Genomic DNA, 17,461 nt, shown 5'->3' on the forward strand with positions numbered 1-17,461 from the left:
ATGAAAAAAACCTTGAAACAGTTAATAAAGGAAAAATTTTTATTGGATGAAAAAACCATCGATTCTTTAGCAATGCAAGGAAGGATAATTGTAAATAATGAAAAAGTTTTTTACCCAACATTAAGATTTAGTGATGATTGTGTTATTACCATTAAACAAAAAAAGGATAATTATGTTTCACGTGGGGCATACAAATTGAAAGAAGCAATTAAGGAATATGGTATTAACGTGGAGGATAAAGTTTGTTTAGATATTGGCTCTTCAACAGGTGGATTTGTTCAAGTATTATTAGAAAACAAAGCAAGAAAGGTTTATGCTCTTGATTCAGGCACAAACCAATTAGCTTTTTCTTTAAGAATAAATGATAAGGTCGTTGTATATGAAAAGACAAACCTTAAGGTAATAAATAATAATTTATTCGGTGAGGATATAAACTTAGTGACTTGCGATGTTTCTTTCATAAGTTTAAAATATGTTTTTGAGGTTTGCAATAGGACCTTTGGTAATGGTGTTTTATTAGTTGCTTTAATTAAACCTCAATTTGAAGCAAGCAGCAAATATGTTGAACCTGGTGGATATGTTCCTAAACAACATCATGAATATATAATTAATAAAGTGATTAATATGGCTAGGGAAAATAATTTTATATTACTAAAGCCTATTATTGAGAGCCCAATCCGTGGGGAGAAGTCAAAAAATATTGAATATCTTTCTTTTTTTGTTAAACAGGAGAAAAAAAATGACTAATGAACAAAGAGAAAAAATTTTTCCTATGTTTAAAAATAATCCTAATATTATCTATTTAGATAACGCTGCCTTAACATTTAAGCCTAGTGTAGTGATAAAAAAAGGGATGGAATTTTATGAAAAGTATTCAATTTCAACTCGTACTGCTGATTCGAAACTAGGAATAAAATTAAACAGTGATCTACAAAGAATTAGACGTGATGTTGCTATGTTTATTAATGCTGATCCTGAAGAGATAATTTTTACTTCGGGTACAACTGAAAGTTTAAATTTGGTGGCGCAGATGCTTTCAAAGGTTGTAGAGAGTGGTGAAATATTATTTACTTATTTTAACCATTCTTCTGCAATTGTTCCCTTTCTTGAAAATTTTAGTATTAAAAATATAAGATTTAGATATTGTTTTGACGGTGAGGACATTATAAAATCTATTAATAAAAATACACGAATTATTGTTTTACCTCAATTAACAAATAATTTTCAAATAAATCTTGATATTAAGAAAATATACTCACTTTGTCGAGAAAATAACATTATTTTAATAAACGATGCAGCCCAAGCTATTGTACATAGTAGCGTTGATTTTCGCTATTGCGATGTTATTGCATTTTCTGGCAATAAATTATATGGCCCAACTGGGACTGGAATATTAGCTATAAAAAATAATATTTTAAAAAATCTTCGGCCTTCAAAATGGGGTGGTGGCCAGGTGCAAAATATTTTAGAATCAAATAATTGAGTAATGAGAAATTCATCTTCTAAGTGAGAACCCGGCACACCAAATTTTGCTGGCATTATCCAATTAGGAAAGGCAATTGAGTTTTTTAAAAGTTTTAATGTTACAGAATTATTTAAATATGAGAAAGAAATTGCGATATATGCCTATGAGAAATTGCAAACTTTGCCTAATGTTTTAATTGATTCTAAAAAAGGCGATACGATAATTTTGTTCAATATTAGAGGCGTTCCGGCCCAGGATGTCGCATCATATCTAGGGAACAGAAATATTTATGTGAGATCTGGTGCTTTTTGCGCTTATAAATTTAAAGATACAAACAAATATTGTAGTTCATATGTAAGAATATCGTTAGCAATGTATAACAATAAAGGGGATATTGATAAATTAATTAAGGAATTAAAAAATGGGGGTAATTTTATTGAAATCATTTAGTACCCAAGAAAAACAACAAATAATATTTAATTCTTATTCTGAACCAAAGCACAGTTTATCTATTCCAAGAGGAAATGGTATAAAAGAACATTCAAGAGTTTGCGTTGATGATATAGAGCTAAATTTACTATTTGAAAATGATAAATTAATTGATGCAAAGTATTATGCAACCGGATGTGCTATCTTTATTTCAAGTGTGGAATTGATGATTGATCAAGTTTTAAATAAAGATAAGAGCGAAATTTTATGTATTCTGGAAGAGTACTTTAAATTAATTAACAGAGAAGAACAAATAGACATAAATATTGATTTAGGTAAATTGTTGGTATTTGAAAATGTTAAGGTTCATCTTAATCGTTTAGAATGCGCCTCAATAGTTTATCGCGCTTTTAAAAAAGGATTAAATGGCTAAGGTTATATTTCATATTGATATGGATGCATTCTTTGTAAGTTGCGAGAGATCAAAGAATGAAAATTTAAAAAACAAACCAGTGGTAATTGCTTTGAATTCAAGGAGAGCAATCATTTCTGCTATGTCTTATGAAGTAAAAAAGCAAGGCTTTAAAAGTGGAGATCCCCTTTTTAAAGTAAGAGATAAGATTAAGGATTTAATTGTTATTTCACCTCATTATCAACTTTATTCTTTAATGTCTAAAAAAATTTTTAATTTTATAAAAACAAACTATTCTAATATGTTGGAAGTTTATTCAATTGATGAATGTTACTTAGATGTTACTAATAATATTAAAAAGAATGGCAATGCGATAGATTTTGCTAGAAAAATACAAAATGATATCCTTAATGTATTTGACATTCCTTGCTCAATAGGTATTTCTTATACAAAATTTTTAGCAAAAATGTCTACAAACAAGGCAAAACCATTTGGTATTTTGGAAACAAAAAAGGAAGATATTAAAAAACATTTTTATGATTTAGGTGTTGAAAAAATTTTTGGTATTGGTAAAGCTAATTCGAAAAAAATAATTAGTTATAACATTAAGACTTGAGCAGATTTAGTAAATTGTGATAATGATATTTTTTTAAGAAGCGTTTTTGGCAAAAATTATTTTAAACTTGTTGAAAATTTAAAGGGAATTAATACAGGGATTGATCATATATTTTATAGCGATGCTAAAAGTATAAGTAATAGCAAAACATTTATTTCTGATGACTCTAGTGATAGACTTTTTTTACTTAATGAATTAAAGAAAATTACTCAAAATGTATGTCTTAGAGCGAGTGACGCAAATTTAGAGGCTAAACAAGTTTCTGTTATGCTAAGACGTCAAAATAAGATATGGATTTCAAAAAACAAAAGCATTTCAACTTGAACTAGCAACTTTGATTTGATATGAAAAAATGTTGAATTGATTTTTGATTCTTTGTGAGATGAAGAGCCACTTCGTGGTTTGGGGGTAAGTATTGGTAATTTAAGGACAATTTTTAATTCTGATTCTTCATTTGATATACTTTCTAGCGATTCAAAAAATATGGTTGAAAAAATAATTAATGAACAAAATTTTATAAATGGTAATAATTTATTAAAAACTTTATATCAATATAGCATGGAAAAAAATATCAATACAGACAATATAAAATTTCTAAGAAAGAATTCAAAGACAAAAAACAAGAGAATTAGTTTGGAGGATTAAATGAAAATAGGAATATATGGTGGTAGTTTTAATCCAATTCATAAAGGCCATATTAGCTTAGCAAAATTCGCAATAAATGAGCTTTCATTAGATAGGTTATATTTTGTGCCCACTAATAAAAACCCCTTTAAGAATAGTAGTGAGTATGTTGCTAATAACCATCGCATTAATATGATCAATATGGTCTTGGAAGATAAAATGTTTTTGTCTGAGTTTGAAACCAATAGAAAAGGTAATTCATACACAATTGATACAATAAATTATTTTAGAAGCAAATTCCCTAATGATGAACTTTATTTATTTATTGGCACTGATAATGTACCCATGTTAAATAAATGAAAAAAAATTGATGAGATTGCTAATAAAGTAAAAATTTGTGCATTTAACCGCGGTAATAAGTTTTCAAAAGTTAATGCGAAAAAATTTAATGTAAGAATTTTGAACAATACTATTTATAATTTTTCTTCAACAAAATATAGAAAAGGTGATTTTTCGCAAGTAGAAGATAGAGTGCAAAAATACATCGGTGAAAATTTTTTATATTTTGAGGAAATTGCTAAAAATCTAATCTTTGATATTAAAGATAAAGAAAAGCAATTTAGATATTTTCACTTAAAATGGACGGCAGAATTTGCTATAAAGCTTGCAAAATTAAATAATTATAAAATAAAAAATGCTTACCAAGCGGGTTATGCTCATGATATAACCAAGAATTGGAATGAACAAGATGCATATGATTTTTTGGAAAAATACGGATTTAGTCGAACAAATTTGGAGCCATATAAATTGCATCAAACCACAGCCTTTTTTTGGTTAAGAGATGTTTATAAATATAATAATCCGGAAGTCCTCTCAGCAATTAAAAAGCATACTTCATTAGATATAGAATTATCGTTGCTTGATAAGATTCTTTATGTTGCTGATAAGATAAGTCAGGGTCGTAGATGAGAAGGAATAGAAAAAATAAGACAACTAAGCTTTCAAAATTTTGATAAAGCATTTTCATATATTGTTTCAAGGTGCGCAAAATATGAATCCGATGTTAGAGGTCATTGCTTCAGTGAGGAGCAAAAAGAAATATATAAAAAATGAGGCGAAAATTAAAACCTCATTTTTTTATATATCCAAGGTTTTTAGAGATAACAAATCAATTAGCAATAATTCGCTAATCAATGAAATTTAATAATAAAAATAAAAATTAGCACTCATTTTATTAAAGTGCTAAAAAATATGGTACAATTATTTTATAAATTATTGAAAGATGATTTAAATATGTAAAAAATCTTAATCTTAAATTTAAAAAAAGGAGATAAAGAATATGACAAAAGAAGTTATTTTAGGAATTGACCTTGGTACAACTAACTCTGTGGTTTCGATTGTTGAAAACGGAACTCCTAAGGTTTTAGAAAATCCAAATGGTAAGAGAACTACCCCATCTGTTGTTGCCTTTAAAAACGGCGAAACAATAATTGGTGAGAGTGCAAAAAGACAATTAGAGACAAATCCAGATAGTATTGCCTCAATTAAAAGATTAATGGGTGGTTCAAAAACTGTTAAAGCAAATCAAAAAGATTATAAACCTGAGGAAATTAGTGCCTTAATTCTTTCATATATGAAAGAGTATGCGCAAAAGAAAATTGGGAGCGCAGTTAAAAAAGCAGTTATTACAGTTCCAGCGTATTTTGATAATGCGCAACGTGAAGCAACTAAAAATGCCGGTATTATTGCAGGTCTAGATGTTGTTAGAATTATCAATGAACCAACTGCAGCAGCATTAGCATTTGGGTTAGATAAGTCAAAAGATGAAAATCACAAAATATTAGTATTTGACCTTGGGGGCGGTACTTTTGACGTTTCTATTCTTGAAATGGAAAATGGAACATTTGAAGTGTTATCAACCTCTGGCGATAATCATTTAGGTGGTGACGATTGAGACCACAAAATTGTTGATTGACTAATTAAAGAAATAAGCAATAAGTATAAATATGATGCTAGAAATGATAAGATGGCAATGGCTAGATTGAAAGAAGAAGCAGAAAGAGCAAAAATTTCACTTTCAGAATCATTGGTTGCAAACATTTCACTTCCATTTTTAGCTATGAATGAAAATGGTCCAATTAATGTTGAATTAGAGCTAAAAAGATCAGAATTTGAGGCAATGACTTCGGACTTATTAGAAAAAACTAAAAAGCCATTGCTTGATGCATTAAATGAAGCAAAATTAAATTGAAATGATATTACCGAAGTTTTATTGGTTGGTGGTTCAACAAGAATGCCAGCTGTTCAAAAAATAGTTTCTGATATTACTGGCAAAAAACCAAATAATTCAATTAATCCTGATGAGGTAGTTAGTGTTGGTGCTGCTATTCAGGGTGCAGTTCTTGCTGGCGATATTCAAGATGTTCTATTGCTTGATGTTACTCCGTTGACCCTAGGTATTGTTGTTGAGGGAGATATTGTCGCACCTTTAATCCCAAGAAATACTACTATTCCTGTAACAAGAAGTCAAATCTTTTCAACTGCCGCAGATAATCAAACCTCTGTATCGATTGTTGTTACACAAGGTGAAAGACAAATGGCACAAGATAATAAATTTTTGGGAAGATTTGATCTTAGCGGAATAAGCCCTGCACCAAGAGGAGTGCCACAAATTGAAGTAAGTTTTTCAATTGATGTTAATGGTATTACCAAGGTTACAGCCAAAGATAAAAAGACAAATCAAGAACAAAGCATTACTATTCAAAATACATCTTCATTATCGAAGGAAGATGTTGAAAAAATGGTGCAAGAAGCCGAACTTAATAGAGAAGCTGATCAGAAAAAACGTCGCGAAATTGAATTGACTGTTAGAGCAGAACAATTAATTCATCAAATTGACAAAACTCTTGAATCAGAAGAAGCTAAAAAAATAGAGGAATCACAACTTTCTGAAATTAAAAAGGTTAAGGAAGATATCCAAAAAGAATTGAATGATAAAAATTATGATGAATTAGAAAAGAAAATAAATGATTTTGAACAAAAAATGTCTCAAGCTATGGAGTTCATAAAGAAGCAACAACAGCAACAACAACAAAATACGACCCCACAAACAGATGAGAATAATACTGAAATGAACTAATTTATAATATATTAAAAACCACCTATCAGTGGTTTTTTATTTACATTTTTGTTTAAAAAATTGCATTAAAAATATAATTATAATTATAAAAAATATGTATTATTACTAATTTAATATATAATTATATATTATAAATTTGAAAGGTCTAAAAAATGAAAACTTCAGCATTTAAATATTCGAAATTTGCATTTAATACTGTTTTTAAGAAGAAAAGTTCGATTATCATTCCTGCTATAACTTTAATTTTTTCATTTATAGTTGGTTTTGTATTTAAATTTGTGATTAGCGAAAAATATTTGACGCTTGCTTCATATCTTTATATTTTTTCTGTTCTTATAGTAACTGTATTATTTGCATCTATTAAGGCGCTAAATATTTTTAAAGATTTCGAACAGGAAGGATTAGAGCTTGTTAGCATTGCTAAACCGATCTCAAGAAAAGGGCTGGTTTTAGGCAAATTACTATCATTAATATACTTCGGTTTATTATGATCAACAGTTCTTTTTATTTCTTCATTATTGTCAACATACGCATTATATTCAGGAGCAAATCTGTTTTTATATTCGCTATTATTTTTTGTTATCTCCTTAGCATCTTACTTAATGATTGCTTTAATTACAGCGCTAATAGGATATAAACTAAGCCAAAAAATTGCTATTACATTGCCTTTGGTGTTTTTTATTCCATTAGCTCTTGGTGGTTCTTTATTGTCAGCTAACGCAACAACAAATGTTAATAACGCTGCTTACTTTATTAATAAGAAATATCCATATCACTTCTCTGGCAATGAAGCAAATGTTGAACCATATTTTATAAACAATAATAAGGATGAGTTGTTAATTATTCCCAACGGATCTCAAAATAAGCAATTTTCAAACGAGCAAGTCTCATATCTTAGAGAGGTAATGAAACTTGCTAATAATTCATCGAGTGAGTGGCAATTTTATTCATGATTATCTATTCCATATCAATTACTAGATATTTTTAATACTAAAAACCAAAATGTTTTTGAGTCAATTAGCAAAACTAAATACTCAAATCAAGATAATTATATTTATTATAACAATCTAGATAGCATTTTATATAAATATAAGTTAGACGAAAATCCTAAATTGCCTAAATTTACGGTTACATCCAAAGAAGGTAATATTGAAAAGTATATTGTTCCAGGATTGTTAAAATCTAATTCAGTTATACCTAATACTATTAATACTGATATTATTTATGCGAGAGAGGGAGCATCTAGCGTTAATATTTCATTCCCTGAGGATAACTCACAATTTTCTGCCGAAAACAATATTGTAGGGAGATTAAAATGACAATATGTTTATGAAGCATTAAATGATAAAATTTTTAACAATATAGCTAAAAGATTTGTTGATGATTTTATAAAGAATAAAACATCTGAAAATGTTATTGATTTGCATAATGAATTAACAAAAGGTATTTCTACTTTTATAAATAATTTAGAAAGTCCAATTAATCAATATTTGAATTCAAATGTTACAGTATTCAACGAAAACGCTGTTAAAGAAAAGAAATTGCAATCAGAAATAGAGAGAAAAATATATTTAGGCGTTGCATTACTAAACTATATATATTTTAATTACCAAAATAATAAAATTTTTGAAGCAGTTATAAAAAATCCAAAAAGTTCAAGTTCATATGGCGATAATCAAATTGAATTAAAAATAGCTGGTTTCAATTATTACATCGGAGGATATGCAGGGTTTGAAAAGAGACTTTTTGTTAAGAATGAAAAAGTTTTAATTAGATACGAGTTAACAACAAGCCCTACAAACTATCTTTTCCAATCTGCGGATAAAGTGTTTGCTATAAATCGTGAAAAACAAATTGTTAATAAAAATGTTTACTTTATTTTATGAGTAATTTTGATTGGTGTATTATTTGCTTCAGTTTTTGCTTTATACAAGAGAAAGGATTACAAGTAATTATGGAAAATATTCTAGAAATCATTAATCTAAAAAAAATCTTCCCAAAAACTGATCGCGGAATTAAATCAATTAATTTTGCTATAAAGCATGGTGCATTTCATGCCTTTATCGGAGAAAACGGTGCCGGTAAAACAACAACAATAAAAACAATTATTGGTGCATATGCAAATTATGAGGGTGATATTTTAATAAATAATATTAATATTAAAAAAGCAGAAGCGCGTTCAATTATTGGATATGTTCCAGAAGTTGCTGAATTTCCGAAAGAATTAACCGTTTTTGATTATCTTTACAATCTTTCAATACTATCAAATATCAAAAAAACTGATGCTATTAATGAAATTAAAAACTACCTTAAATTTTTTAATATAGAACAGTTATTGTATGAAAGGCCTTATACATTTTCTTCTGGACAAAAAAAGAAGATTTTATTAATTCAAGCACTATTGCATAAGCCCAAACTATTAATTCTCGATGAACCAGCAGCTAATTTGGACCCGACAGCTAGATTTGAACTTTTTTCATTGTTAAAAGATATTAATGAAAATGAAAAAATTACAATTTTAATTAGTTCCCATGTTTTGGCTGAAATCGATAAATATGTTAACTCTGTAACCCTAATACATAATGGCAATATCTTATATACCGGAATTAAAAAAGAACCATTAGAAAAACTATTTTATGAAAAAGTTATATCTAACTAGCTTGGTTTTGCCGATATTACCGCTTTGTGCTATTAGCTGTGCTAACATAAATAATATTAAAGATACTTCTATCGATTTTCCTAAAAAACAAAGAAAAGAATATTATAGAAATGAATCAATTAGTTTATTGCTTGATTTCTTTGCTAAAAATAATCTTAATGAAAAAAATATTTACATTTTTCAACAAGAAAATAAATCAGATTCTAAATTTAACGAATTAAAATATGCTTTTGTTTATGATCCTGTATTTATTCAAAATAGCGTTCATAAAAACCAAGATTATCGTCCTTTGGCGTTAACTTCAATGCAGGTTATTAAAAATACATTATCAAATGATTGATATTGAACGTTGAATAATTTATCTAAATTTAAGTACATTTTTAATCCTTATGGCGATAGATATAAAACTTTTGCCAAAGAGCAAGAATACTTTAATGAGGTTAGAAAAAAATTTAATTCTCTTTCTATTAGCGTGCAAGATAATACACCTAAAAAATTGATTAAAATGCCTTTTAAGGATATACCTGAACTTAAAAAATATAATGTCTTCACAGACAAGGAAATTGTTTATCTTTTATTTGATAATAACAAGGTAATTAAGATTTGGAAATTTATAGATAAGGGAATCCCTACACTTTTGATAGTTCCAGATATTCTTATTTTTAAAAATGAAATGAATATTGAAGATCAACTAAAACAACTAGAAGAAAAAATTTTTGAGAAGCGTGTTAAAACTTTCAAATCGAATTTAGAATCAGCAAAAGAAGATGCCGAACTAGAAAATGAGCCATTTGATGAAAAAACTTTTATTAAGCCATACATTGATGAAAAATATATTGAATTTCACGCAATATATCAATATAATGATGATCTAGCTGATGTTTTAAATGAAATAAATAAAGAAGAACTTAAAATATTTAAATTTACTATGAGGTTTATCGATGAAAAAAATTAATAAGATTATTTTATCTACTTCATTTATTTCAGTCTTACCTTTATCATATGGGCTAGTTTCATGTATTAATAATGAGCCAAGCACTCAATTAAGAAATAATATTCCTAAAGGTTTTGAATATATTCCTAATATTGAAAATCCTGATGAAGAGAGAACCAACTTATTGATAAAGCAGTTAATAGACCTAAGATTTAAAGGCGATGAAGTAGCAAAAACAAATTTTCTTGAGTCTCAAAAAGATGAGAAGAAGCTTTTTGATGAAGCAAAAAAAATAACCAAAAAGTTTACCGATGAAAATAATGAGGAAAACATTAAAAATTTAAGGGATTTTTATTCTAAAAATTGACTATTTGTTATAAAAAACATTAAAAGATTTACATGAACTTTTTTGGATTGATGAAAATTTCCGGATTTTGGTCAAGTTAAGCATAGCGATGAATTTATCGCAGCTTTAAAAAACCACGCAGAAAAATTTGAACCAAATGATGCAAATTTTATTGATAACAACTGGGATCAATTGAGAGAAGGAGATGAATCGCCTGAATCCAAAGATGATATTTTTTATCTTAAGAAAAACAAGTTCTTATTAAGAATTTTGATTTCTAAAAATAAAAGTGATAAAAGTTTTTTGACTTTTGATAGAATGATTTATTTTCCTAAATCAATATCTTCGAAGATATCAATTAAGTTAGTTTCAGATGCTGTTCACAATGCGATTATTCATCATAACAAACGTGGATTTGATGCTTTTGAGAATGTTGTTGTTAAGAACTATAATTTTCCAGCACTTGGTTTATTAATATTGAAGGACATATAATATTATGAAGCGAAAAAAAATAATTCTTTCTGGTTTAGCCCTTGCTACATTATTTGCACCAATTGCTGTTATATCATGCCAAAATACGAGTCAGCAAAATAACAAATCTAAATTATCCTCAATAGCTGTTAATGATGAAAAAGAGAAAAAATGAGATGTTTTTTTGAAATATGAATATGTTAATTCACTTCTTGATTTAGCCTTTAAAAACAACGCTGATAAAAATGCCTATATACAAAAACAAAAAAGGATAAATGACAACTATTTAACCGAGATTAAAGATTATTTGCTTTATGCCAATAATGTTATTGCATTTTTTAAATCAAATGATAATTTTAATTCAAAGAATAAGGTCATTGCTTTGGAAAAATATCGCCCTGAATTAGCTAAACTTTTTAAAGATAATTGATTATGGTTTTTGTTTAATCTTGATCGATTTACGTTTGCTCTTTATGAGGCTTTTAATCAATTTAAGGGTATTACTGACATTTTAAGTAAAGAGCTTCAAAAAAACAGTTTGGATCTAGGGTCATTTAATCGCCCTAAAACAAATGAAATGCTTCAATATGTTATTGAAGAAAGTTCACAAAATAATAAAGATTCCTATGATGTTTATTTATTAACTAAGCAAGGTATTATTCTTGAATTATCGATTACTAAAAAATCTGACGGAAATTCAGAAGTCTCAATTTTTACATATTCTCATATTTATCCGGCTTTGTTTCAAAATGAAGCTATTTTAAAGAAATTTGATCTTGCAAAATATGTAAGAGCCTTGAGATTATACAAAACAAGCGCCGATAAGGCTTATATAAAAACTTTATTCGATGAAGAATTTGGCGGCGAACCGCTTAGATTCACAATTGTCTATGTTGATGATTCAAAATAAAAATAAATATTTATTTTAAAAACTAAAACTCACAAAATTAATTGTGAGTTTTTTATTTATTTGTTTTTTGTAAAAATTTTGTTTCCTAATTTTATATACTCATTAACCTTGTCATCAAGAATTTCAAAAGCCATATTATAAATTTCTTTTGAATATACATCGACACCAGCGTCCCTTAAGACATTAACCGGTCAATCTTTATCCCCTGCTGATAGAAAGTTGTTAACATAATTTTCTAATGCGCTTTTTCCTTCGACTTTATATTTTTGAAAGAAGAAGTTTGCCACAATGTAACCGAGTGCATATTTATAAACATAAAAATATGAAAAGAAATGCGGCACCATAACGCTATGAATATTTATTGGATTGCCAATTTTTACTTCATTTTCACTTATTTGATATTTTTTTGATACATCAACATAAATTTTTTCAATAGCTTCATATGAATTAAGAGGTTCATTATTATCAATGCGATTATATAACTCATATTCAAAATTAGACCAATGTGTTTGTCTTAATACTGTGACGACAAAGTCATTAATGCTTTCATTAAGTAAAAAGAATTTTTCTTCATCTGTTTTTGCTTTTGAAATTAAATAATCATTTAGTAATAACTCATTAAATATTGAAGCTATTTCGGCTATGAATATAGTGTATTGGCTTCGATATACACTTTGGTTTTTATTTGAAAAATATGAATGCATTGAGTGTCCCATTTCATGGCACAAGGTGTTTACAGAGTTGAATGTATTATCTCAGTTCATTAAAATATAAAGCTTATTAATTCCATGCGTTGAACCAATTGAATATGCTCCCGATCTTTTTGAGGGAACATTTATATAATCTATTCATCTTTCTTTGATAGCTCTATCAACTATTTTTGGGTATTCATATGGCATTACCGAGGTTATGTCTTTTAATATTTTTTGGCCATCCTTAATTGAATATGAATTCTTGATTTTTATCAAATCAAGCGAAGTATCTCATAATTCCATTTTTTTATTGAATTTAGCTTCAAAGAATTTAGCATGCGCATTATGATATTTTTTAAATATATCTATATTTGAAATTACGCTTTCATAAATAATTTCAAGCAATTTTTTGTCAACATGGTCATTCATCAAAATTGAATCAAGCGTTGAAGGATATTTTCGATGTAGGGCATTAACCGATAACTCCTTGATATATTGATATAACATTTTGGCTAAAATTTGTTTATGTTTTAAATAACCATTCAAATAATTAAAATAGCTTTCTTTTCTTACTCGTTCATCAGCGTGTTTTCTAAATGATTGCATGCTTGCTCTTGTAATTTCATGTTTTTTGCCATGTCTATCGTGTGCATAGCCAAATGTAATTTCACTATCGGTTAAAACACCAAACAATTCAGTTACATCTGGATGACCAGAGATTGTATCGTTTAAATATGTTTCAATCTTATCATCCAATTTATGATCTAGTTCAAGCAATATTGCCTCAAGATCTTTTTTTACTTCCTTTAATTCTGGTTTATTTAGCCATTCCTTAATTTTTTGTTTATGTCGATCAATACGATTAATTTCTGAGCCCAATCTTTTTGCGTATTTGGCATTTGTTGCTTCAAAAGTTGCTATCATCTCATTGATTTTAGGATCAATAATGTTTATATTTAATTTATTCGATAGATAATTTTCAATTTTATTACTCAACAAAATGAATTCCTCATTTAGTTTTATTGAAGCAACAAAATTATCAAAATTATCATATTTTGAATCTTTTATTTCTATTTGTTTCTCAAACAAGGCAAAATATTCATCAAAAAGTTGCTGATATGTTTTATTACCTAAAATATCTTCCAGGTCAAAGCGATATTCTGACTCAATTTCTTCATATTTACTATATTTTTTCATTAATACCTCCTCGATAAAATTAAATTATACAAAAAATAAGTTCTAGCAGAACTTACTTATTATTATCTTTATCTATAAAAATTAAGCTATCAATTTCACAGTTTAATCTTTTTCTTGCATTAAAACCGTCAAGTTCCATTAGCACAATAATTTTTAGGATTTCAACTCCTTGATCCTTTAACAATTTTGTTATTGCTTCTAAGGTTCCTCCGGTAGCTAGAACATCGTCAATAATAACTGCTTTTTGTCCCGGTTTTACTAATCCCTTTTGAATTTCAAGGATTGAGCGCCCATACTCTAAACCATAAGCACAACTAATAACTTCGCCAGGCAGTTTCCCCTTTTTTCTTACCATAATAAAAGGTTTAGATAATTTAGCGGCTACAGGAGTGCCAAAAAGGAATCCTCTAGCGTCTGGTCCGACGATAATGTCTGCATCTTTAGCTAATTCTGACATAGTATTAATTGTGTAATTTAGGGCATTACCGTTAGCCAAAAGAAGAGATATATCCTTAAATTTAACACCTGGTTCAGGAAAGTTTTTAACTGTTCTAATATATTTTTTTAATTCCATAGCCATAATATTATATTACAAATTTACTTATAAAATAAGTAGTTACAAAAATTAAAATTTGGAAGTAATTGTATTTTTTATAAAAACATTTTTAAAAAATATGCTTAATTTTAAATCAAAAATATTGTCAAATGTTTCTTAGAACCTTCGATTCTGATAAAAGTGCTATAATTCTAATTATGAATAGTAAATATGTATATATTGATTTTGAAGCGATATCAAATCCCTTTGCAAGATTATTAGCAATTCCAGTTAATACTCCCTTTGCTTATACAGTGGGTGCTTTAAATCAAAATGGAAAATTCGAAACAAGAACATTTATTATTGATTTTTTAAAAATTAAATCAATAAAAGGCATTTGATCAACATTGAAGCAAAATATAATAAAACATATATACGATATTAATTCAAAAATTGATATTAATGAAATTACATTTATAGGACATAATCCAACATTAGAAAAGCAAATATTAATAAAATTGTTTCCAAAAAATTTGGTTAATCCATTATTAGATCCCTCATGTCCTGTTTTATCTTTATCTAAACTCACAGGGCCAAAATTTAGTAAGGAATATTTCCCTAATATAAAGAAGGCTATTAATCAGTCTGACGTTATATCATTAAAAAAACGAACCGCAGGTCGAAACGGTGCAATTGCTGCTTTTGTAGGCTTTTGGTTGTATGTTAATTCAGTTTCACATTTAAGAGCCAATGATAAAAGAAAGAAATATATGCTCAATCTTAATAAAAATTTAGTTATTAAGGAACTTAGACATTATTCAGGTGATGATGTTAATAAAATGATATTTTTAGCTTCTGACCCAGAAAGAACAGATTTGTTAATAAAAAGATATTTATATAAAAAAGATTTTTTAAAGTTAATAAAAAATATTGATTTTGATGATAATTTGACACTAAAAGAAATTAAGGAGAAGATTTGAATTCTTTAATTTAAATTTTAAATATTTTAGAAAGGAGTAATTATGTCATCTAATGTTTTAAAGAAAGAAAAAAAGCATTATTTGAGAAGATTGCTGCCTCAATCTAAGCATGATTTAAAGCTCTATTTTTCAAAAACTTGGCCAATAATTATTGGTGAAATTTTGTTTTGCTTAAATGGTTTTTTAGATAACTTTATGGTAAGTCACATTCCTTCAGGAATTGATGCCTTAACTTATGCCAATACTTACACCGGAATTATATATACAATATTTTTTGCTATACAAGGTATTGCGGGTATGTTTGTTGGCCAATATTATGGTAGAAAAGACTTTGATAAGGTTAAACAAATTATGAACCTTAGAATATGGATGTATTTATTTATAAGTATTTTGCTTGCTGTGGCTTCTTGAAGTCAGCCGACTGCATTGATACATCTTATTGGCGGCGCCAAGATTAAGGGTGCAGCTCTAAATGAAGCAAGAATGTATTTAATGCTTATTGCAATTTCGTGAGTTTTGACATCCTTTAACTTTAACACGAATATGCAACTCAATGAAACTGGTCATTCAAATCTAGCTTTTATTTCAGCATGTCTAACTCTTGCTACAAATGCTACAATAAATTCTATTTTGTTGTATGCATTTAAGGGTCATGCTTATTATGCAGCTTTTGGTTCTATTGTTAGTGGCTTGGTATGTTTGTTGTCAGATTCCTTATTAACTTACTATAAGGATAGACCAATATTTATTAACATTTTCAAAATTCACTATATAACTAGGCCGATTGCAAAGCAAATATTAAAACGCATTCCTGCTATGTTAATAACAATTGTTGCAATGGTTATTCTGCCTATTAGAATGATCATTTGAGCTAGAGCCTTTCCGGATGATTTGGCAAACGGTTCCGGAATCGGGGAAAAGTGAATGGGAATTAACGCAGTTACAATTTTAGGTTTAGTTGAGAGTCTCTCATCAATAACATCGGCTATTACCTCTGCCTGTTCATCTAATGTTTCATATTTTGTCGCTGGTAACCTAGGCAAAAATAATTTTGAAGAAGCAAAAAAACACGGTTATGCTCTAAGAGGTTTTCATACTATTTCAGGTTTTTGTATGTCATTGATTATGTTAGGCGTTATTTTTGGTATTGCCTATTCACCTGCTACATCAAAAGGGACACAGGAATCTATTTCTCATAATATTGAGTTTTATTTAAGATCAAGTGACCCAAAGTTAATACAATCAGTGTTTGATGTTCAACTAAAATCTGGAGTAATTGATCCGCAAATAATTAATAAGGTAACTCAAATGCTTAAAGATGTTAGAAATGGACAATCAGATTTCGGCAATAGGGAGATTATTGAATTTCTTAGATTGCCCGTTGTTTTGGAATGAATAAGTCTAATGAAAGCACAGGTCGCATCAACATTTACTAGAATATTTTTGCTTACATCATTAACATTTTTATTTATTAATCCTATTTGGTGTTGGTTCTATACAGCCGCTGCATTGCCAGGGGCTGGCGGAAGGAATATTGTTGGTTCATTAACTATGTTATCTGCGCATTGATTATCATTTATGTGATTAATAATCCTAACATTTGTAATCATTATACCGCTACGAAATAATCATACAAGCTCCTTGAGTCTCGAATTGTCATATTTTCTATATTTTTCAATTGATTTCGTTAGATGAGGGATATTTGAAATTGTAGCAGCTAAGGTTAATTGATTAAGAAATGTGACTGAAGAGAACCAACATAAGAAACCAAAAACAATTTCGTAAATTAGCATAATTAATATAATTCTTCATTGCTATAAAAAAATATTTGGCGGTTAGTATCAATACTAATCTAATTTAAATTATTTGCGCAGCTAAGAATTCGAGCACTTTTGATAATAATATTAGAATTTTTTTAGGTAAGCAAGTTACGAAAGTAATATGTTTGGTAAGAAGTATATAAAGATGAAATTAAAATAAAATGCTTAAATAGTTTTCGTTAAATTGCAACAAAAATGAGCCACCTAACATATATAGTAAAATGTTATAGGT

General features: G+C 28.0%; 15 protein-coding genes. 13 read left to right on the forward strand and 2 right to left on the reverse strand.

Annotated elements, in window-relative coordinates; translation table 4 throughout:
* From ACWXVS_RS02210 to ACWXVS_RS02260, 11 genes are all read left to right on the forward strand, one after another.
* Window positions 1–747, forward strand: coding sequence for a TlyA family RNA methyltransferase (locus ACWXVS_RS02210; protein WP_455994818.1), 747 nt, complete (start codon window positions 1–3; stop codon window positions 745–747).
* Complete coding sequence (locus tag ACWXVS_RS02215) at window positions 740–1,915, forward strand: aminotransferase class V-fold PLP-dependent enzyme (RefSeq protein WP_455994821.1); 1,176 nt, start codon at window positions 740–742, stop codon at window positions 1,913–1,915. The genes ACWXVS_RS02210 and ACWXVS_RS02215 overlap by 8 nt, the downstream gene beginning before the upstream one ends.
* Window positions 1,902–2,327, forward strand: coding sequence for an iron-sulfur cluster assembly scaffold protein (locus ACWXVS_RS02220; RefSeq protein WP_444704830.1), 426 nt, complete (start codon window positions 1,902–1,904; stop codon window positions 2,325–2,327). Before ACWXVS_RS02215 ends, ACWXVS_RS02220 begins: the two co-directional genes overlap by 14 nt.
* A complete protein-coding gene (locus tag ACWXVS_RS02225; protein ID WP_455994824.1) occupies window positions 2,320–3,567 on the forward strand; it encodes a Y-family DNA polymerase in 1,248 nt (415 codons plus the stop codon). Before ACWXVS_RS02220 ends, ACWXVS_RS02225 begins: the two co-directional genes overlap by 8 nt.
* Window positions 3,568–4,671: a nicotinate-nucleotide adenylyltransferase gene (locus tag ACWXVS_RS02230; RefSeq protein ID WP_455993820.1), complete on the forward strand. Its 1,104-nt coding sequence runs from the start codon at window positions 3,568–3,570 to the stop codon at window positions 4,669–4,671.
* A 214-nt stretch (window positions 4,672–4,885) separates the two neighbouring features.
* Window positions 4,886–6,685 carry a molecular chaperone DnaK gene (gene dnaK / locus ACWXVS_RS02235; RefSeq protein WP_438340381.1) on the forward strand — a complete coding sequence of 600 codons (1,800 nt, stop codon included), beginning with the start codon at window positions 4,886–4,888 and terminating at the stop codon, window positions 6,683–6,685.
* A gap of 152 nt (window positions 6,686–6,837) precedes the next feature.
* Window positions 6,838–8,637 (forward strand): ABC transporter permease, encoded by a 1,800-nt coding sequence (locus ACWXVS_RS02240; RefSeq protein WP_455994827.1) that lies wholly within the window; start codon window positions 6,838–6,840, stop codon window positions 8,635–8,637.
* A 2-nt stretch (window positions 8,638–8,639) separates the two neighbouring features.
* Complete coding sequence (locus tag ACWXVS_RS02245) at window positions 8,640–9,344, forward strand: ATP-binding cassette domain-containing protein (protein ID WP_438340379.1); 705 nt, start codon at window positions 8,640–8,642, stop codon at window positions 9,342–9,344.
* On the forward strand, window positions 9,322–10,299 hold the full coding sequence (locus ACWXVS_RS02250; RefSeq protein WP_455994829.1) for an aromatic motif membrane protein: 978 nt from the start codon (window positions 9,322–9,324) through the stop codon (window positions 10,297–10,299). The genes ACWXVS_RS02245 and ACWXVS_RS02250 overlap by 23 nt, the downstream gene beginning before the upstream one ends.
* On the forward strand, window positions 10,286–11,116 hold the full coding sequence (locus tag ACWXVS_RS02255) for an aromatic motif membrane protein (protein WP_455993810.1): 831 nt from the start codon (window positions 10,286–10,288) through the stop codon (window positions 11,114–11,116). Before ACWXVS_RS02250 ends, ACWXVS_RS02255 begins: the two co-directional genes overlap by 14 nt.
* A 4-nt stretch (window positions 11,117–11,120) precedes the next feature.
* Window positions 11,121–12,005 (forward strand): aromatic motif membrane protein, encoded by an 885-nt coding sequence (locus ACWXVS_RS02260; protein WP_438340376.1) that lies wholly within the window; start codon window positions 11,121–11,123, stop codon window positions 12,003–12,005.
* Window positions 12,006–12,061: 56 nt separating this feature from the next.
* Here the strand turns inward: ACWXVS_RS02260 and pepF are convergent, their stop codons facing one another.
* Entirely contained in the window at window positions 12,062–13,894 is a 1,833-nt protein-coding gene (pepF, locus tag ACWXVS_RS02265; RefSeq protein WP_438340375.1) for an oligoendopeptidase F, read from the reverse strand.
* Between the two features lie 52 nt (window positions 13,895–13,946).
* On the reverse strand, window positions 13,947–14,474 hold the full coding sequence (locus tag ACWXVS_RS02270) for an adenine phosphoribosyltransferase (protein ID WP_455994832.1): 528 nt from the start codon (window positions 14,472–14,474) through the stop codon (window positions 13,947–13,949).
* Window positions 14,475–14,647: 173 nt separating this feature from the next.
* On the opposite strand from ACWXVS_RS02270, the gene ACWXVS_RS02275 reads away from it, so the two are divergent.
* Together ACWXVS_RS02275 and ACWXVS_RS02280 are read left to right on the forward strand one after the other, a co-directional pair.
* Window positions 14,648–15,418, forward strand: a complete 771-nt coding sequence (locus ACWXVS_RS02275) for a hypothetical protein (protein ID WP_438340373.1) — start codon at window positions 14,648–14,650, stop codon at window positions 15,416–15,418.
* A 33-nt stretch (window positions 15,419–15,451) separates the two neighbouring features.
* The gene (locus tag ACWXVS_RS02280; RefSeq protein WP_438340372.1) at window positions 15,452–17,194 is read left to right on the forward strand and encodes an MATE family efflux transporter; all 1,743 of its coding nucleotides are present in this window, start codon (window positions 15,452–15,454) and stop codon (window positions 17,192–17,194) included.
* Window positions 17,195–17,461 lie beyond the last annotated feature (267 nt).

It is taken from the genome of Mycoplasma sp. 327 (assembly GCF_053851655.1).